At 31.1% G+C, this 20,546-nt stretch carries 16 protein-coding genes and 1 pseudogene; 5 read left to right on the top strand and 12 right to left on the bottom strand.

What is annotated here, in order from left to right:
• Positions 1–16: 16 nt before the first annotated feature.
• From ACMFBB_RS13510 to ACMFBB_RS13485, 6 genes and pseudogenes are all read right to left on the bottom strand, one after another.
• The gene (locus ACMFBB_RS13510) at positions 17–1,588 is read right to left on the bottom strand and encodes a quinol:cytochrome C oxidoreductase (RefSeq protein WP_435261291.1); all 1,572 of its coding nucleotides are present in this window, start codon (positions 1,586–1,588) and stop codon (positions 17–19) included.
• 25 nt (positions 1,589–1,613) lie between these two features.
• On the bottom strand, positions 1,614–2,159 hold the full coding sequence (locus ACMFBB_RS13505; protein ID WP_435261290.1) for a c-type cytochrome: 546 nt from the start codon (positions 2,157–2,159) through the stop codon (positions 1,614–1,616).
• Positions 2,160–2,170: 11 nt separating this feature from the next.
• Positions 2,171–2,698 (bottom strand): DUF3341 domain-containing protein, encoded by a 528-nt coding sequence (locus tag ACMFBB_RS13500; RefSeq protein ID WP_435261289.1) that lies wholly within the window; start codon positions 2,696–2,698, stop codon positions 2,171–2,173.
• Positions 2,688–4,088 (bottom strand): NrfD/PsrC family molybdoenzyme membrane anchor subunit, encoded by a 1,401-nt coding sequence (gene nrfD, locus ACMFBB_RS13495; protein ID WP_435261288.1) that lies wholly within the window; start codon positions 4,086–4,088, stop codon positions 2,688–2,690. The genes ACMFBB_RS13500 and nrfD overlap by 11 nt, the downstream gene beginning before the upstream one ends.
• A 26-nt stretch (positions 4,089–4,114) precedes the next feature.
• Positions 4,115–7,334 (bottom strand): annotated as a pseudogene (locus ACMFBB_RS13490) (TAT-variant-translocated molybdopterin oxidoreductase).
• 31 nt (positions 7,335–7,365) lie between these two features.
• Positions 7,366–8,661, bottom strand: coding sequence for a c-type cytochrome (locus ACMFBB_RS13485; RefSeq protein ID WP_435261287.1), 1,296 nt, complete (start codon positions 8,659–8,661; stop codon positions 7,366–7,368).
• 216 nt (positions 8,662–8,877) lie between these two features.
• On the opposite strand from ACMFBB_RS13485, the gene ACMFBB_RS13480 reads away from it, so the two are divergent.
• Positions 8,878–9,240: an SPOR domain-containing protein gene (locus tag ACMFBB_RS13480; protein WP_435261286.1), complete on the top strand. Its 363-nt coding sequence runs from the start codon at positions 8,878–8,880 to the stop codon at positions 9,238–9,240.
• On the opposite strand, the gene ACMFBB_RS13475 is transcribed toward ACMFBB_RS13480, so the two are convergent.
• Positions 9,214–9,780, bottom strand: a complete 567-nt coding sequence (locus tag ACMFBB_RS13475) for a CvpA family protein (RefSeq protein WP_435261285.1) — start codon at positions 9,778–9,780, stop codon at positions 9,214–9,216. The genes ACMFBB_RS13480 and ACMFBB_RS13475 overlap by 27 nt on opposite strands.
• 113 nt (positions 9,781–9,893) lie before the next feature.
• Here ACMFBB_RS13475 and ACMFBB_RS13470 point away from each other — a divergent pair, with 113 nt between their 5' ends.
• Together ACMFBB_RS13470 and ACMFBB_RS13465 are read left to right on the top strand one after the other, a co-directional pair.
• A complete protein-coding gene (locus tag ACMFBB_RS13470) occupies positions 9,894–10,250 on the top strand; it encodes a hypothetical protein (RefSeq protein ID WP_435261284.1) in 357 nt (118 codons plus the stop codon).
• Between the two features lie 201 nt (positions 10,251–10,451).
• Positions 10,452–11,831: a TlpA family protein disulfide reductase gene (locus ACMFBB_RS13465; protein WP_435261283.1), complete on the top strand. Its 1,380-nt coding sequence runs from the start codon at positions 10,452–10,454 to the stop codon at positions 11,829–11,831.
• A 55-nt stretch (positions 11,832–11,886) separates the two neighbouring features.
• Here ACMFBB_RS13465 and ACMFBB_RS13460 read toward each other — a convergent pair whose 3' ends face one another.
• Genes ACMFBB_RS13460 through ACMFBB_RS13450 form a run of 3 tightly spaced genes read right to left on the bottom strand, consistent with a single transcriptional unit; the run spans position 11,887 to position 13,671 of the window.
• Positions 11,887–12,246, bottom strand: coding sequence for a YraN family protein (locus ACMFBB_RS13460; protein ID WP_435261282.1), 360 nt, complete (start codon positions 12,244–12,246; stop codon positions 11,887–11,889).
• Positions 12,246–13,229 (bottom strand): S66 peptidase family protein, encoded by a 984-nt coding sequence (locus ACMFBB_RS13455; RefSeq protein ID WP_435261281.1) that lies wholly within the window; start codon positions 13,227–13,229, stop codon positions 12,246–12,248. Before ACMFBB_RS13455 ends, ACMFBB_RS13460 begins: the two co-directional genes overlap by 1 nt.
• 1 nt (position 13,230) lies before the next feature.
• Positions 13,231–13,671, bottom strand: a complete 441-nt coding sequence (locus tag ACMFBB_RS13450; RefSeq protein WP_435261280.1) for a GNAT family N-acetyltransferase — start codon at positions 13,669–13,671, stop codon at positions 13,231–13,233.
• 104 nt (positions 13,672–13,775) lie between these two features.
• Between ACMFBB_RS13450 and metG the strand changes: the two genes are divergently transcribed.
• Together metG and ACMFBB_RS13440 are read left to right on the top strand one after the other, a co-directional pair.
• Complete coding sequence (gene metG / locus ACMFBB_RS13445) at positions 13,776–15,830, top strand: methionine--tRNA ligase (RefSeq protein WP_435261279.1); 2,055 nt, start codon at positions 13,776–13,778, stop codon at positions 15,828–15,830.
• A 208-nt stretch (positions 15,831–16,038) separates the two neighbouring features.
• Positions 16,039–18,393, top strand: a complete 2,355-nt coding sequence (locus ACMFBB_RS13440) for a hypothetical protein (RefSeq protein ID WP_435261278.1) — start codon at positions 16,039–16,041, stop codon at positions 18,391–18,393.
• Positions 18,394–18,532: 139 nt separating this feature from the next.
• Here ACMFBB_RS13440 and ACMFBB_RS13435 read toward each other — a convergent pair whose 3' ends face one another.
• A complete protein-coding gene (locus tag ACMFBB_RS13435; RefSeq protein ID WP_435261277.1) occupies positions 18,533–19,633 on the bottom strand; it encodes a serine hydrolase domain-containing protein in 1,101 nt (366 codons plus the stop codon).
• Positions 19,634–19,721: 88 nt separating this feature from the next.
• Positions 19,722–20,516: a LytTR family DNA-binding domain-containing protein gene (locus ACMFBB_RS13430; protein WP_435261276.1), complete on the bottom strand. Its 795-nt coding sequence runs from the start codon at positions 20,514–20,516 to the stop codon at positions 19,722–19,724.
• Between the last annotated feature and the right edge of the window lie 30 nt (positions 20,517–20,546).

Here is a 20,546-nt window from a genome sequence, read left to right as displayed (position 1 = left end):
GTTATAATTTTATTTATTAATGGTGATTACTATCTTCTCCTCTGTGTTCGATATTATAGTAATGGTGTGTTTCACTTTCATGTAAGAAAGGACTTCCTTTTGCTAATGGATTTACCTTTGCAAATGCACTGAAGGTTGCAAATATAAACAATCCGATAAAGAATAGTATTCCACTTATTTCTCCAATTCCGAATCCCCATTGTCCTCCAACCGTTCCAGGCATAATCATTACGAACAAATCAATATAGTGACCTATTAAAATCACAACTCCTCCAATAATTACTAACCAAGGGATACTCTTAAAATCACTATTGATTAATAATAACACCGGGAAAATGAAGTTTAATACAACCATTAATAAAAATGGAAGTTTATATTCATTGAAACGCTGTGCAAAATAAGTTGTTTCTTCAGGCATATCAGCATACCATATTAACATAAATTGAGCAAACCATAAGTAAGTCCAAAATACTGAGAAACCAAACATAAACTTAACTAAATCATGAATATGACTATCATTAACAAATGGTAAGGCTCCTTTTGAACGTAAGTATATCGTAACAATAGCTATTACAGTTAATGCAGACACTAAGAAAGTAGCTAAAACATACCAACCAAATAATGTTGAGAACCAGTGAGGATCTATCCCCATAATCCAATCCCAAGACATCATTGATTCAGAAATCATGAAAAACACGATAAACCCAACACCAATATTATAAAGGTTTTTGTGTAGTTTTAAATCTCCGTTATCTTGTTGAATAGATTTTTTTCTAATGATGAATCTGAAAATATTCCAACCTAAAAGGTATATAACACTTCTTATGGCCCAACCAGGTAGGTTCATAAACCATTTTTTACCATCAATAATTGGATCATAATTGTCACTTAAAGGATCAAAGATTCCTTCTGCCATCCATGGAAATAAATGACTTTTATGCATGACAGTTAAAATGATAAACACTAACATAAAACCACTTACATAATGTAAATTATTCGTGATAGCTTCCATTACTCTAAACAATACAATGGACCAACCAGCATTTGCAACTCTTTGAGACACATAAAATGCGAAAACTAATAAGGTTACACCTAAGAAAAATAACATAGCTACATAAAAAGCAGACCAAGGTCTATTTTGCATTTGATGAAAAACATGTTCTGCATGATGGTCATCATTATGTGAACTTGCATGTGAATCTTCTGATGCAACTTTATGATGAGTAGTTTCCTCAGCTTTATGAGTTTGTTTAGTTACCTCTTTATTAGTGGAAGCACTAGCATGGGTAGTATCTTTAACTTCCTCTGCATGCTTAGCGTCATTGTGGCTATTAGAAGTTACTTCTTCTTTGTGATTAGTGTCACCATGAGCTTCAGTAGATTCAGCCTTTTCTTCATGATGTGTTGTAACTTCTCCATGAGTGTCAGCCTTACTATGACCTCCATGATGAGCTTCCTGTTTTGCTATAATCTCTTTTGCTTCTTTAAGAGAACTAGGCGTAGTCATAAAACTCCACGCAGTTCCTAAAAGACCAATTACCATTAAGGCAACTGCAAGTATTTTTAATTTTCCTGTAAACTGATACATATCTTTATACTATACTATTATAGACTTATTTTAATTCACTTCTTAACTTCTCAACATACTGAACAACTTGCCAGCGTTCTTCATATCTTAACTGTGAAGCATGAGACCCCATTAAGTTTTTACCATACATAATCACGTGATAAATATTACCAGAGTTTAAATCTCTATCCTTATAGTTTGGAATACCATTAAACTTATCTCTTTGTGATAATACACCATTTCCGTCTCCTTTCTTACCATGACAAGAAGCACAATAGATAACGTACAATTCTTTACCTTTTTCTAAGTTCTTTTCAGTGACTTCTAAAGGGTTTTTCAATTCAGCTTTAGCTTTTTCATATCCTTCATTGGTATCAGGTATATCATAAGCTATTATTCCATTTCTACTAACTGTACCAGGTACAGGTTTTCTATTAACAACTACTCCACCAGCAGAATTTGCTCCATTAGCATCATAAGGAACAGACACATACATATCTGGCATGTATTGTACTTGCGGAGTTCTTTTATTATTACAAGAAGCAAAGCTTGCAACTATAACTAAAGCTAAAATTATTTTTAAACTTTTCATACTTTCCTTAATTAATGCTTTTCAACTACGTTAATTTCAACTGCTCCTGTTGTTTCTAACAAGGTTTTCAATTCTTCTTCGTTATCATGAACTGGTATTTCCATTAAAAAATGGTCATCAGTAGTTCTTGGATCAGGGTTTTCTGCTTCTTTAAAAGGCCAAATTCTACTACGCATGTAAAATGTAATAACCATTAAGTGAGCTGCAAAAAAGACTGTCATTTCAAACAAAATAGGAACAAAAGCAGGCATATTAGCTGCCCAAGAAAAACTTGGTTTACCTCCAATATCTTGTGGCCAATCAGCAATCATAGTATACCACGTTAACCAAGTTGCTACAGCGGTTCCAGTAATTCCATATAAAAAAGCTGTAATCGCTAAACGTGTTGGAGCTAACCCCATTGCTTTGTCAAGTCCGTGAACAGGAAATGGACAAAAAATCTCTTCAATATGATGATGATCTGCTTTTACTTTCTTAACAGCATCCATTAAGATATCATCATCATTGTATAATGCGTGAATTACTTTATTAGTGCTCATTGTTCTCTTCTCTTAATTTTTTAAAGTTCTCTCCTGAAGATTTTAAAATCGTCTTAACCTCTGCAGTAGGAATTACAGGGAATGTTCTTGCATATAATAAGAATAATACAAAGAAAAATCCTATTGTTCCAATAAATATACCAACATCTACAAATGTAGGTTCAAAACGCCACCAAGTAGAAGGTAATTGACCTTTACTTAATACAATTGCAATAATATCAAAACGCTCAAACCACATTCCAATATTAATCGCAATAGAAACTAAGAAAGAAACGATAAAACTTCTTCTAAATTTCTTAATCCATAATACCTGAGGTATGATAATATTAAATATCATTAATGACCAAAAAGCCCATCCATAAGCTCCAGCTTCTGCTCCAAATGATAGGTATGTATAATTTTCATAAGGCGAACCAGTATACCAAGCTATAAAAAACTCAGTTGCGTATGCTACAGCAACGATACCACCTGTTAAAATAATTACTATATTCATGTATTCAACATGCAAACGAGTAATATACTCTTCCATATTAGTTACCTTACGCATAACACCTAAAAGTGTTTGTACCATTGCGAAACCAGAGAAAATTGCTCCAGCAACAAAATAAGGTGGGAATATTGTAGAGTGCCATCCTGGATTTACAGAAGTAGCAAAGTCCATCGATACAATCGTGTGCACCGAAAGTACTAATGGTGTTGCTAAACCAGCTAACACTAATGATACTTCTTCAAAACGTTGCCAATCTTTAGCTCTACCAGACCATCCGAAAGAAAGTAAAGCGTATATTTTCTTTTGGAAAGGCTTTACTGCTCTATCACGAATCGTAGCGAAATCAGGAAGTAAACCTGTCCACCAGAAAACTAATGATACTGATAAATACGTAGAGATTGCAAATACATCCCACAATAGCGGTGAGTTAAAGTTAACCCATAATGATCCGAACTGGTTAGGGATTGGTAATACCCAATATCCATTCCAAGGACGTCCCATGTGAATGATAGGGAATAAACCTGCTTGGAATACTGCAAATATTGTCATAGCCTCCGCAGAACGGTTAATTGCCATTCTCCATTTTTGACGGAATAACAACAGTACAGCAGAAATTAATGTACCAGCGTGACCGATACCTACCCACCATACAAAGTTGGTAATATCCCATGCCCAACCAATGTTTTTACTTAATCCCCATACACCGATACCTGTTCCAACAGTGTAAAAGATACATCCAAATCCCCATAACATTGCTGTTAAAGCGATATAGAATGCTATATACCAATTTTTGTTTGCCTTACCTTCAATAGGTCTTGCAATATCCTCTGTAATATCATGGTAACTTTTGTTACCAAGTATTAAAGGTTCTCTATAAGATGATTCGTAATGAGACGACATAAATCTATATACTTATTATTTTATTATTAAGCTTCGTTTGTATTTCTTACTTTCACTTGATATACTACATTAGGTTTTGTACCAATATAATCTAACACATGGAAAGCTCTTCTATCTTCAACTAAAGGAGTTACAGGATCTTCAGGATTATTTACATCACCAAACACCATAGCTCCAGAAGAACAAGCTGCAGAACAAGCACAAGAATCATTAAATTCATCTTTCCTTACTGGTCTACCTTCTTTTTTAGCTTTTAAAATAGTAGCTTGAGTTGACTGAATACAGAATGAACATTTCTCCATAACTCCACGAGAACGAACTACCACATCTGGATTTAACACCATTTTTCCATAATCGTTGTTCATATTGAAATCAAACTCCTCGTTATTAGAGTAGTTAAACCAATTAAAACGACGAACTCTATATGGACAGTTATTAGCACAATACCTAGTACCAACACATCTATTATAAGCCATTTGGTTTTGACCTTGACGTCCATGAGATGTAGCAGCTACTGGACATACTGTTTCACAAGGTGCATGATTACAGTGCTGACACATCATTGGTTGGAAAGTAACCTGTGGATTCTCAGCAGGATTTTCTAAAGCATCAAACAAATCACCTTTGCTAAGCTCTAACACATCCTCTGTATACTTTCTCTCAAGATACCTGATCAGCAATTTTATTAAGTTCTATATTAACCTTTTCTTGAATCTCAGAATCTGACAATTTAGGGAATCTGGCTTTATATTTTTCAGTTAATTTAACTATATAAGCAGCCTTAAACTCATCTAAGGTCATATCTCCTTGTACTCTTGAAGAATAGTAGCGATCAATACGTAACCAGTGCATATCTCTACCCACACGTACTTCATCTTTACCAACAACAGGAACATTATTCTCAGCATGACAAGCAACAACACATGCTCCACATCCAGTACATGAAGTTAAATCAATAGATAGTTTAAAATGATGCCCTAAACTTCTATCATGCTCTTCCCATAAGTCAATCTTGCTTCCTTCAACCTCTTGGTGATCATAAGAAACCATGAAAGGCTTATTCCATGTATGCTTAGGGTCTAGTTTTTTATTATTAACATCTTTTAAAGATGCTTCTCTTAAATTATCATGACGTCCTGCTAACGTACTTTGAACTTGAGTACAAGCAAATTTATGCCACCCTGATGCTTTTTCTATAGAAACATTGTATTGAACATTGTTTCCATCTTTGTAAAAAGGATATGCATTTACTCCTACTTGCATTTCCTTTTTCATTCCATGTTTTCTACCATAACCTAAAGCAAGACCGAAAGAGCCTTTTGCTTGACCTGGTTGAATCATTACTGGAATCTTTTTAATTGTTACACCATTAACAGTTACATTGGCATAATTTCCATCAATAGCACCATTATCTTTTACTGGATTATCAAAACCTAATTCTTTAGCATCGGCCATCGAAACAGTTAAATAGTTATCCCAAGATGCACGGGTAATTGGATCAGGTAACTCTTGTAACCAAGGATTGTTTGCTTGTTTACCATCACCTAAAGCTATAGAAGTAAATAAATTTAGCTCATATTTTGAAGATTTAGTAGATGCTAATAGTTCTTGAGCAGAAGTATTAATATTTACAGTAGATTCAAAAACGTTTTCTACTTTAGAAAGCACAGGATTCACATTAAGAAAACCATCATGTAATGTCTGGTTCCATGATTTACCTTCTAATATATTTAAAGTCCAAAATTCTTTTAAAGTATCATAAAAGCTTTTAGAACTACCAGTCCACTTTAACAATACATCTTGTAATTGACGAGAATTGAATAACGGTTGTATTGTAGGCTGCATTAAACTATATGCTCCTTCTTTAACCATCACATCTCCCCAAGACTCTAAATAATGCGAAGCTGGTAATATATAGTTAGAAACAGCAGTTGTATCATCTTTCTGTGTTGATAATGCAACCGATAGTTTTAATTTCTTTAAACCTTCTTGAAAATCACTACTACCTGCTAATGAGTATACAGGATTAACATTGTACGTAATTAACCCTGAAATTTTACCAGATTTCATATCTGAAATCAATTGCGATACTTCAGCATCGTTACCCTGTCTAGAATAATTAGGTGTTGTTACATCAATCACTTCACTATTCAAAGCTTTGTTAATTGCTAAGGCAATTAACTGGGCATTTTTATTATTTAACCCTGTAACAACAACACCTTTTGAACCTGCTTTTTTAAGGTCTTCAGCTAGTTTGTTTACATGAGCATCTACAGGTGTTGGTTTTGAAGCCAATTTTTCACCAGTAATAATATTATATAAATTAATTAAAGCATGTACTTGATCTGAAGGTTTTAAAACAATCCTTCTATCAGCATTTGCTCCAGTTAATGACATGTTACTTTCTAATTGTACATGGTACGACATTTTTCCAGAATCAACTCTTCTTCCTTCTAAATACTCCTTTTCGTATCCACCATGCCAATCGGTTAAAAAGTCAGCACCTATTGAAGCTATAACCTCTGCTTTACTAAAATCGTAGTTTGGTAAGGCACGTTTTCCATACATAGCCTCAAAAGCATCATTCGCTCCACTTTCTGAAATAGCATCGTATACCACGTGCTTTACGTTTGGATAAGCAGCTATAAAATCAGCAATTACTTTTTCAGTAGAAGGACTCGCCAATGTTCCAGTTAATAACACTACAGGTTCGTTAGCGTCTTTTAATTGAGCTAATGTATTTACAATTTCTTTATCAGCATCCTCCCAATTGATATTTGCATCACCTTTTTGAGGTTCTTGTAAACGCAATTGGTTATCATATAAAGATAAAATAGAAGCTACTGTTCTTGCATTAACATCAGCTCCTGATTCTTTATTAGGCATTACTAAAATTGGACGACCTTCCCGTGTTTTCACTAGTACGTTCGCAAAATCAAATCCATCAGCCATTGTTGTTGCATACCAATCTGCTACACCTACTACAATATCATCAGGTTGTACTACATAAGGAATTGATTTTCTCACTGGACCTTCACATGCTGCTAAAGATGCGGCAGCAGTTGTAAACCCAACATATTTCAAGAAATCTCTACGTGAAGTTGAGGAAGATTCTAATGTTTCTTTATCACCTAAAAACTCATCTGTAGGAATATCTTGTACAAACTCATTATTACGTAGCGTTTCAACAGCAGAACTATTTTTAAGTTCTTCAACACTTTGCCAGTATTTTTTGTTTGAAGCCATTTATATACGTGTTTTTCTACTTTCTAATTGATTAATAGTGGCACTTACCACACTCTTTTCCACCTAACTGAGCAATAGTTACCTGCTCAACTCCATACTTCTTAGCCAACTCTTTATGAATTTTAGCATAATATTCGTTGCCTTTCAAGTCTACTTTTGTCTCTTTATGACAATCTATACACCAACCCATAGTTAATGGAGAATATTGATAAACCTCATCCATCTCCTCAACAGAACCATGACATTTTTGACATTTAACACCTCCAACAGTTACGTGTTGTGAGTGATTGAAATATGCAAAATCTGGCAAATTATGTATTCTAATCCATTTTACTGGCTTTGTTTTACCTGTGTACTCTAACTTTTCAGCATCCCATCCAGCAGCATCATAAATCTTAGCTATTTCTTTATCTAGTTCTGCCTTACCTAATATCTCATCATTGTGTTCTACTTGTAAACCATCTGCAACTTCTGAAATATTTTTATGACAGTTCATACAAACATTCACTGAAGGAATCCCTGAATGCTTACTATGCTTTGCAGAAGAGTGACAGTATTGACAGTCAATCTTATTATCACCCGCATGCACCTTGTGCGAAAAAGCAATAGGTTGAACTGGTTGATATCCTGTATCTACACCAACCTTAAACAAAGTTCCAAACAAGAAATAAGCAGCCATTAACGCACCAAAAATAGCGAACAGCACATGTAAAAAAGTATTTTTCTTAATACCCTGCCACAACTCAGCAGCTTGACCAACTAAACCAGGAGTCTTTGGAGCTCCTTTTAACTCGCTTATTGTTTTCAATAAACTTGCTATAATCAAGAACGCAACAATTATCGCCGCAGCTAATATATATATCAACCATTTTGGAGCATCTCCACCACTCCCACCATCGGTCGGCGGTACCTCTCCAGGAGGAGGTGTCTTTTTAATCTCACCCACAGTTGTATAATACAGAATATCATCGATATTCTTATCTGTCAACTGAGGAAAAGCGGTCATGTTAGAGCCATTATACTCTTCAAAAACAGCAATCGCCTCTTTATCACCAGAAGCTCTTAAAGCTGCATTATCTTTAATCCATGCTTTTAACCAGTCATTCTCCCTCCTATCTTCAACTTTACCTAAAGCTGGACCAACAAGCTTTTTGTCTAACTTATGACAAGAAGCACAAAGAGATTTGAATAATTTTTTCCCTTCCTTTTGACGAGCCTCATCAACATCTTGTGAATAGGTCGAAAAACTTACTAAAAAGATTAAAAAGAAAGCTAAACTCTGTAAGAGCGTTTGAGTCAATTTACTGTGATGTTTCACACTTTTCATACTATAAAATATAAGTTTTGTATCTATTTTGGTACAATTTTTTCTATATCCTAATTATAAAAACAGGGTATAGAAAGTTGCACAAAAGTACTACTAATCTCTAAATTGTGAAATGTTAAGAGTTTCCTAATTCATAATTTATACTAATTCTAAATAAAGTTTTAAAACAATCTATTATTTAACAAGTCGTTACTTTTGTAAAAAGTTTAATATCTCATGAAAAATAAACAATCATTTATACTTTTATTATTTTTATTAATGAGTGCTGTATTTACTACAAACGCACAATCTGATTATAAAAACCAAGAAGCTATAAAAAAATTAATCGAAAAAAAGAGAGCATATAACAAATCAAACAAAACAGGGTATAGAATTCAATTGTATAATGGCCTTGAAAAAAATGCTAAAAGAATTAAATACAGATTTCAACTTGAATATCCTGGGGTTACCACTCATTTGGGATACAAAGCTCCTGAATGGAAAATTCAAGTTGGCCATTACAAAACTAGATTAGATGCCGACAGAGCATTAAATAAGTTTAGAGAAAAATTTTCAGGTGCTATTGTTATACCAATGTAATTCATAAAAAAGAAGAAATTGTTTAGACTGTTTCTTCTTTTTTTGTTCAACCATACCATCATCTTTTATAATTGATGGAAAAATAGTTGGAGCTATTTTTTTAACTGGGGTGTATAATATAGACTCCTCTAAATTTTCTTGACTTACAAAAGGTATTGTATCGTTCATTTTACCAAAAAAAATAAATAGAACACTTAATATCAGTCCTATTTTAAGAGCACCAAAAACACCTCCTAAAATTTTATTTAAAACTCCTAAGGCTGCAAAATCAGCGATTTTAGTTAAAATCCTCCCCATTAAAGCTACTACAACAATTATCGCTACAAAAGTTACTGCAAACGCAACTAATGAAATATATTTCTGATCCCAATCAACACTTCCTTCAAGCCAATCTCCAACAAAATATGAGAAATGTATAGCTCCATAAACACCAGCTATCAGTGCCACTAAAGAAGCAACCTCTACAAAAAGCCCTTTCATTAAACCTCTTACAAAACCAAACAACAACAATGCGGTAATAATAATATCAAATGTATTCATGAATCTAATTTTAAAATTAATCGTTCCTTAAAACAATTTTACTTTTTGTAGGTTTATAAAAAGTTTGCAACAAATATAAACAACTCGTTTGTATCTTTGCTTTTTTTAAAAAGATGAATAAAAAAATAGATTTAAAAGAAAACTGGAATTTATTGACCAATAAATTATCTCAACAATTTGCTGATGGTGATCAGCTAGATGTTGATAGTATTATTTACTTAATAGGCGTACAAGAATTGGGTAAAGGACATCAAACATTTAAAAAAGACGAAAAAATAAACCTTATGCATATTGCTATTTGTAAACTGCTAGAACCTTATGGTTATTATGAGTTTGATTATTTTGACAATGATGGTTGGCCACATTATAAAACACTAACTGAATTACCTAATTTAAAGCCTGGAGAACAATCAGTACTTATAAAAGAAGCAATCGTTAATTATTTTATTGGTTTAGGTTTTATTAACTAATCAGTTTTCATCTTCTTTTCCAAGTTGTTTTATTGTTAAAATAACAATTCTCTTGTTTTTCAAATAAACTGTTATATATTTACTGAGTAATAGTCTTGTTTATTTGCAATTAAGAAGATATTAAAAAGTTTGGTATACTTCTTGAAAACCAATAACAAACAACTCGTTTTAAACCCTTAATAATAACTTTATCAAAACATTATGATGAAAAAATTACTAAGCCTACTAATAGTACTAATGACTACTTCAATAGTTAATGCACAATACTCTATTAAAGGTACAATGACTCCGCCAGAAAAAAGCGATTGGGTTATGCTACATAGATTACAAGGAATAAAACCTAAATTTATATCACATACTACAATTAAGTTTGACACAATTAAAGTAGGTGCCGACAAACAAATAATAGGTAGGTTTTCTTTTGAATTACCAGAAACTGCTCAAACTGGTGTATACCGTGCTACGTATAGAAATAGCGGCTCTGGTTTTGTTGATTTTTTATTCAATAAAGAAAACATTGAGTTTTATTTTAACCCAAAATACCCAGAGCAAACTATTGCTTTTACTAGCTCAAGAGAAAATAAAGTGTTTAGTAAATATCTTGAACAATCTGCCAATGCTCAAAAGAAAATCAATTCTTACCAAGTTAACTATATACAAAATCCTGTAAGAGATGTAAAAAAAGCGTACAAAAAAGCTGTAGAAGAACTAGAAGATTTGCAAGAAGCTAACGAAAATAAATCTGAAGGAATGCTTTCATATCATTTTATAAAGGCCTCTGCTCAATATAACTCATCAAGCCCTATTGATAATATGCAGAAGTATGTAGCTTCAAAAGTTGACAACTTTTTCAAATATGTTGATTTTGAAAGTATGCCTCTTTACCAATCTTCTTTTTTAATTGATAGAATTAACGATTTTGTATTTTATTTAAACTACTCAGAAGATCAAGTTACTCAACAAAGCTTATATAAAGAATCTATTACGAAAGTTTTAGATGACGTGCTATCAAATAAAAGTTTTAAAAAAGAAGCTATTGAGTTTTTAATAACCTCTTTTACAGATAAGAGAAATTCAGAAATTGTAGACTGGTTATTTACTGAATTCTATGACAAACTAGACAATAGAGATCAAAGTTTCAAAGACAAAAAACTAGGGCAGTTAAGCGTTTCTGTTGGAAGAATTGCTCCTGATTTTTCATGGAAGGAAAATGAAACAGAATATAAATTATCTACTTTAAATGATGGTAAATATTATTTATTAATTTTCTGGAGTACTGCTTGCCCTCACTGTGTTAAAGAAATTCCTGATGTTCATAATTTCATGAAACAGTTTACTAACACGTCTGTAATTGGTTTTGGAATTGAAAGTAATGACACGAAATTTAATGAGTTTAAAAAACAATTAGATGGATGGCATAATGTTTATGGAACCCATCCTGAAAACAAGTTTGACAATGAAACAGTAAGAGCATATAAAATAGATGCGACACCTACTTATTTTGTATTAGATAGCAATAAAAAAATTATTGCAATTCCTAATACAGTTGAGGATGTTCATAAATACTTTAACAATTTATAGTGGTACTATTCATTAAAAAACAAAAGCCAATATTATAATATTGGCTTTTGTTTTTTTAAAAATGTAGAAAGGCATCTTCTATATGTTGAATAACTACCTTATTATTTTTATTCAAAATAGCAATAATATCAAACTGCACCTCTATATCAATATCCTTTTCAACCACATAATTATCAATTGCTGCCACTAGTAATTTAATTTTTTTAGGATTTACAAAATCTTGTGGGTTTCCAAAGTAATCTGTTGAACGAGTTTTCACCTCAATAACAGACAATGTATTGTTTTTTTTTGCAATTATATCAACCTCCGCTTTTTGATAACGGTAATTCTTTTCGAGTATAGTATACCCTTTATCTTTCAAAAAAGTCACTGCTAGCTCTTCTCCTTTTTTCCCTAATTCGTTATGTGATGCCATTAATTAAAAATAACTGACGCTCTTTTAGCTTTAATAGACAACTGAACTTTCCTTCCCAAAATTAAAGCTCTATTATCGGATTCATGACCTGCTGGAAAATTAAATAGAACAGGAATATCTTTAGGCAGTACCTCTAATATTAACTGTTCAATTGAACTACCCCAAGGAGTGCTATTCTTCTTTACTTTCGTCATTCCACCAACTATTACTCCTTTTACCTTCGTAAAATAATTAGCTCTTTTTAAACTTTGTAACATTCGATCAATTGAATATTTATATTCTCCTATTTCTTCAATAAACAGTATTTTTCCTTCTGTAGAAATTTGACTATCTGACCCCAACATTGAGGCTAGAATAGCAATATTACCACCTACTAATTCACCCTCAACATTACCTAGTCGATTTTTCTTTGATGGAGAGATATCATAGCGCAGTTTATCTCCAAATAAAGTTTTCTTAAATGTAGCTATAGTTTCTGTAATTTTTTCAGGGGTATCTTGCATACTAGTTCCCATCATAGCGTGTAATGTTTCTATTCCTAAATTATGAATATGGTTATGAAATGCAGTAATATCAGAATATCCTATTACCCATTTAGGATTCTTTTTAAACTTTGAGAAATCTAATTTATCAAGAATTCTCACTGAACCATATCCTCCACGTGCACACCAAATAGCTTTTATGTTGGGATTATCAAGCGCATTTTGAAAATCTTGACAACGTTCACCATCTGTACCTGCAAAATGATTATTTTGATTAAACATATTTGCACCATATACCACCTTTAGTCCCCAGCTTTCAGCTAATTCTTTTGCTTTATCAATAACATGCTTTCTGTTTTTTAAAATTCCAGCTGGAGCTACAATTGCAATAGTATCTCCTATTTTTAAGTAAGATGGTGTAATTAATTTCATTGGAATATTTTGAGCATTAACTATTGAAAAAATAAAAAACAACACAACTGTATAATATTTCTTTCTCATTTTATATTATTTTAGATAGTAAAAGAACCTTTTCACTATAATTTTCAGGTGAATTACACCATTCTAATTTTCTTAAAATTTCTTTGGGAGGTAAACTATTATTTATCGTAAATCCAAACTTTTTATAAAAGTCTTTTAGTTTCTCAAAAGGCAAACACCAAATAACAGATTTCTTATCAATGTTAGCCCCACATAAAAAACTCACTATTTTATCTGCCACTCCTATACCTCTATACTTATCAAACACGTATATTCCGCCAAGTTCTAAATTATTTTCATCTATAGACAATAATCTTCCTAAACCAGCTTTTTTACCATTAATTTCCACTACAACTATATACTCATTATTATAATCAGATAATTTAAAATTAACCTCTTTATATTTAGAATTAACCCAATCAATTTCTGTTTCTTCTACTTTTCTAACAAGAATGTTGTTCATACTAACGGTACAGATAAAATATATTACGTAAATGTATCTAATTTCTATCAGTTTTAAAAATTGCTTTTTTGTACTTTTGCGCTTTAATTTTTAGCATAAAATTCATGAATACACCAAAAAGATATACAATAACTGCGGCATTACCCTACACAAACGGACCAATTCATATTGGTCATTTAGCAGGCGTATATGTTCCTGGAGATATTTATGCTCGCTTTTTAAGAGCAAAAGGTAGAGATGTAGCCTACATTTGTGGTTCTGATGAGCATGGTGTTGCTATACCTATGCGAGCTAAAAAAGAAGGTGTTTCTCCACAAGATATTATTGACAAGTATCATTCAATTATCAAAAAATCTTTTAAAGATTTTGGTATTACTTTTGACAACTACTCGAGAACATCTTCAGAAATACACCATAAAACAGCGTCCGATTTTTTTACAAAAATGTATAATGATGGTGAGTTTATCGAAGAAATAACCGAACAACTATATGATGAAGAAGCCAACCAATATTTAGCGGATAGATTTGTTGTTGGTACCTGCCCTAAATGTGGCAATGAAGAGAGCTATGGAGATCAATGTGAAAAATGTGGTACTAGCCATAATGCTACTGATTTAATTAATCCTAAATCAGCTATAACAGGAAATGTTCCTACGTTAAAAGAAACAAAGCATTGGTTTTTACCTTTAGATAAACATGAAGACTTTTTAAAAGAATGGATTTTAGAAGGTCATAAAAATGATTGGAAACCTAATGTATTAGGTCAAGTTAAATCATGGATTGATGATGGTTTACGCCCGAGAGCAGTAACACGTGATTTAGACTGGGGAATTCCTGTTCCAGTAGAAGGTGCAGATGGTAAAGTTTTATACGTATGGTTTGATGCTCCTATTGGTTATATTTCTGCTACTAAAGAATGGGCTGCACGTGAAGGTAAAAACTGGGAAGATTACTGGAAAAAAGACGATACTAAATTAGTTCACTTTATAGGTAAAGATAACATTGTGTTTCACTGTATTATTTTCCCTGCAATGTTAAAAGCGCACGGAAATTATATTTTACCTGAAAATGTTCCTGCCAACGAGTTTTTAAACCTAGAAGGAAATAAACTATCTACTTCTAAAAACTGGGCGGTTTGGCTTCATGAGTATTTAGAAGAATTTCCTAATCAACAAGATGTATTACGCTATACTTTAACAGCTAATGCGCCTGAAAGTAAGGATAATGATTTTACTTGGAAAGATTTCCAAGCAAAAAACAACAATGAACTAGTTGCTATTTTTGGGAACTTCATTAACCGTGTAGTTGTTTTAACAAACAAATATTATGATGGCATTATTCCAACTCCTAATGATTTTAGCGAAATTGATGAAGATACTTTAGCTCAATTAAAAGAGTTCCCTAATATCATTGCAAAATCAATAGAACGCTACCGTTTTAGAGAAGCTTCTCAAGAGCTAATGAATTTAGCACGTTTAGGAAATAAATATTTAGCTGATGAAGAACCTTGGAAAGTAATTAAACAGGATGAAGAACGTGTAAAAACTATTATGTACGTAGCTTTACAAATAGCTTCTGGTTTAGCTATTTTATCTGAACCTTTTTTACCTTTTACTTCTACAAAACTAAAATCAATATTAAATTTAGATAACTCACTTACTTGGGAAAGTGTTGCTGAAAAAGATATATTATTAAATTCTGAACATCAAATTAACAAAGCTGAATTGTTATTTTCAAAAATAGAAGACAAAACCATTCAAACTCAATTAGACAAGTTAGAAGCTACTAAAAAAGCTAATGAAGCAGCCAACAAAGTAATTGAGCCTCAAAAAGACACTATAGAATTTGATGACTTTACTAAAATGGACATCCGTGTAGGAACTATTGTTGAAGCTGAAAAGGTTGCAAAAACAAAAAAACTACTAAAACTTACTGTTAATGTAGGAATTGATACACGTACTATTGTTTCTGGAATTGCTGAAAGCTTTAAACCAGAAGATGTTATCGGGCAACAAGTTTCAGTTTTATGTAACCTAGCTCCTCGAAAATTACGTGGCGTTGTTAGCCAAGGAATGATTTTAATGACTGATACTCCCGATGGAAAACTGGCTTTTGTTCAACCTTCTGAAAAAGCAAATAATGGTGAATTAATTGCTTAATGTAAGTATTCTCTTTTAAAATAATTTCACCAACAAGAAAAAGCATCATTTTTTCTTTCAACGCTCAATGATAAATATTCATTGAGCGTTTTTTATTTATACATAATTCCTAATTAAACCTTATTATTTTAACAAAAAAATAACAAAAAACTACTTTAGGTACAATTTTTGATAAAGTTTAAGAACTAATTGCTAACACATAAAACACATGAAAACTAACCACTTACCATCAAAAAAAACATTAAATATTGTATTAAAATTAATTCTTTGCTTTAATTGCGTTTTTATAACTTCTTTCTCTTCTGCACAGCAAAAAAACCCTAGTTCTATAATTAAGAACTTTCAAAAGTATACCTCTAACTACCGAGAAACTGCCTATTGTCATCTTAATAAATCGACATACATAAAAGGAGAAATGCTAGGGTTTAGTAGTTACATAGTAGATAAAACACTAAAAAAAGCATCTCTATCAACTAAAAACTTATACTGCGTAATTACTGATAAGAATAATAAAATTATCAAAAGTCAACTACTAAAAATTAACAAGGGAGTTGCTCACAACACTTTTAAAATAGATAGCCTTTTCACAACTGGACAATATACTTTTAAAGCCTATACAAATTGGATGAAAAATTTTGACGAACCCAATGCGTATATTGAGTCATTTAATGTTATAGACCCTAAAAAAAACACTTTTGAAAAAAGAAAAAAAATTTCTAATGTACTAGATGTTCAACTATTACCAGAAGGTGGCCATTTTGTTAATAATGTAAAAACAAATGTAGGTGTAACTATAAAAAATGAATATGGGTATGGTGTTGCAGATATTGAAGGTGGGCTTTACGATTCAAGCAATCAATTAATAACAACCTTTAAAACAAATTTTTTAGGTATAGGTAAATTTTTATTTGTTCCGAAAACTAACAACAGCTATACTGTTAAAATCAATCATTTAAATAAAGAATATAAATACGCTATAACAGGTATTAAAAACAAGGGAATTACAGTTCGTCTTAATCAATCAAATTCAAAAGTTGCAATAGAATTAAATACGAATAGAAAAACTTTGAAGAATATTAAAAACAAACCTTTTAAATTAATAATACATAATGGAAATATTATAAAAGAAGGAACTATTAAATTTAAAAAAACAAGATTTGTTAAAGTTGTTGACTACAAAAATTTACTTCCTGGGGTAAACATTTTTACTCTTTTTGATACAGATAACAATCCTATACTAGAACGTATTTTTTTTAATTATAACGGTATTAACATCGAAACTTTAGGCGAGTCTAGTTTTTCAAAAGCTGGTGATTCTTTAAAAGTCAGTATTCCTTTTACTAAATCATTAAATGAAACTAAGAATAATATTCATTTAAGTGTTTCAATACTACCAAAAGGAACAAATTCTTATCAAAAAAATCATAATATAATTTCATACACGCACTTGCAACCTTATGTAAAAGGGTACATAGAAAATGCAGGTTACTATTTTACCAATATTAACCGAAAAAAGAAATATGACTTAGACAATTTATTAATTACCCAAGGTTGGAGTAGTTATGACTGGAGTACTATTTTTAATAGCAAGCCCATTAAAAGTTTTCCTTTTGAAAATGGTATCGTTGTAAAAGTAAATAAAAATAACTTAAACAATTCTACGTTTTTCCTTTCACCACTTGTAGACAATAATGCCAGTATCATAAACTTATCAAAAAGTAAAAAAAGTTTTACAGAAACTGGTTTATACCCTCAAGATGAAGAAACTTTGGGTGTAAGCGTTTTAAATAAGAAAGGAAAACTTATTAAACCTAATTTATACCTGCAATTTTATCCAAACAAGGTGCCAAAGTTCAATAATTATTTTACCTCTACACTGTCTCCAAAATTTTCGGTGTATTCTGCAGAAACAAAAGTAGAGCCTTTCACAAATTTTGAATTAAACGAACAACAACAACTTGAAGAGGTTACAATTAAAGGAAATATTAAACAAAAAAGAATTGATAAAATTAAAAGAAATAGCTGGGGAGATGTTTATATTGTTAATGATTTTTTTAGAGATTCAGGATTAACATTAGCACATTACATAAATGCATATATCCCTGGATTTTCAGCTAATGAATATCTTGGTGAATTTATTATAAGTACAAGATCTGGCCACTCTTTTAATGGAAGTGCTCCTCCTATTGTAATGCTAGACGGTATGATTCAATCTAGTAATGATTTTTTATATCATTTTAACATGAGTCATATTGATTATATAATAGCTAATCGCCATGGATTAGGAGAAGGTATGAGAGGCGCAGGTGGAGTTTTAAAAATCTATACTTTAAAAACACACAAAATGAGTAAACCTATTGAAAATACTAGAAAATTTGAATTTCCTTTAACTTTTTCTAGTAGTAAAAAATTCTATGTTCCTAAATATAAAACTTACCATGACACTTTTTATAAAGAATATGGAGTGATAGATTGGATTCCAAAATCTAAAATAGACCAAAACGGTAACTTAACTTTTAAAATACATAACCCTGCAAATACCAGTATCACTTTATTTATATAAGGAATGACACAAAAAGGCACATATATAGTAGGTGCTAAAACTCTAAATATAGGTCAAAATCAATAGTATCATTAAAAGCAACTAATAGTACCAACTTTTATATTTTCACCCCTTCAACATAAAGCGAGGGGTGATTTTTTTATATACTCACAGCTTCTTTTATTTTTGATAAAAACATTTTACCAGATGATTTACCTAAGCGAATAATAATTAAATCTTGACTAGGCACGATGTATATAATTTGCCCCAAAATACCAAGGGCATAATAATCATCTGAACATTCATTACTATACCACTGATACTGATAACAATCATTCATTTTATTCGGAGTAGTTAATTTATTTATCCATTTTTCTGAAATAATTTGTTCCCCATTAAATCGTCCTTTTTTCAATACCAATCTAGCTAATTTAGCTAAATCAATCGCAGTTGTATTTAAGCAACAAAATGCTTTGGTGTTTTTACGAATTTTATCATCTAAACTCCATGTAGCATTATTTTCCATCTGCAATGGTTTCCATAATTTTTCCTCTAAATATTTACCTAATTGTTTCTTTGATACACGTTCAATAGCTATACCCAATAACGTAGTACAAACACTTTGATAATCATGATAGGTACCAGGCTCATGAATAAATTCCATACTTGAAATTTGTTTCATTTGATTTTTTCCATAATACAACTTACTAACCTCATCAAAAGGGTTACTATAAGTTTCATTAAATTTTAACCCTGAGCGCATATTTAATAAATGCTCTATAGTTAACTTGTTAAATCTTTTATTAGCTTCTGAAAGCTCTGGAATATATTTGGTAATTGAATCGTTTACATTCGCAATTAATCCATCATCTACAGCAATTCCTACCAATAAAGATGTAACAGATTTAGACACCGAAAATATGTTTGATATTGAATCTCTTTTATACCCTTCGTAATACTTTTCAAAAAGTATGGCATCATCTTTTATAACTAAAAAGGCTGTAGCTTCTGTTTCTTTATCTAAAAATTCATCAATAAAATATTCTTTTTTATTTTCTAAAACTAGTAGATCTTTTATTTTTTTTGACAGTTTTGAGCTTGTGCTATCTTTAAAATAAAATACTTGTTCTCCTTTATTCACCTCTGTATAGGGAAATATTTTGTGATCATCAATATCTGCTGTATAATATCGAATCATTCTTCCAATATGACAAGATTGTAGAGTCAAAAACATTAAAAGCAGTAGCGTTTTTTTTATCATTATAGTTAATTTTAAAATTAATTTATGACTTCAAAATTAATTTTAAAAACCTAAAAACTACTGATTTTACTAGATGTGTGGCGAAATGCTAGGTATTTGTGGTAATTGGTAATTTAGATTTTATTGAAGTTTGTAAATTTCTAGATACCGGTATTATTTTTTCATAACCAACATCAATATAAAGTTTTTTGTTTGCTATTTTAAACTGCTTAAAATGATAAGGATTTATTAAAAAAGAACGATGAGTTTTCATTAAAAATGTAAATGATTTTTCTAACCCTGATATTGTTTCTCTAAGTGTTTTTTTCTTTAATTTTTTTTTTTCAATAAAAAAAACATCAACATAATTATCAGATGAATGAATAAAAACTAAGTCACTTCTATATAAAGTTATAAGGTCATATTTTCCCTTTCCTTTGATAATTATCTTCTTCTCTGATTGAACTTCCCTCTCTGAGAATTTCCCCATTACATATCTTCCTATGATTATAAAAGGCAGAATAATTGCTAAAGCAGGAGCATATATTCGTTTAAAATAATGATAATACTCGTAAGTATCTGGCTCATTATATACTATAATATTTTTGTAAAATAAAAAGTTAACTACAAAGCCAAAACCGATCATCAATAAGATAAACATCAATTCATTTTTAACATACCAAATACTATCATTAAATTTATGTTGATACCAAATTGGTAAGTAATAACAAACACCTTGAATTATCCCATAAATAGGAAGAAATGCTATTTTTTCAGTAATTATAAAATTATGAATATCAAAAGGCTCAGCAAAAAACAAAAAAACAAAAACCCAAACACTTAAAATTAGCGCTAACCATAAATGGTTTAGATTATTTTTATTTATGGGATACTCTTTATTCATTCACTTTAATTTTATTTTCAAAACTAATAA

This window comes from Tenacibaculum sp. nBUS_03 (assembly GCF_051201695.1).
In the GTDB taxonomy this organism is placed as follows: Bacteria; Bacteroidota; Bacteroidia; order Flavobacteriales; family Flavobacteriaceae; genus Polaribacter.
The sequence above is the reverse complement of the archived record's forward strand: the minus strand, read 5'-3'. Positions and strand labels throughout refer to the sequence as shown.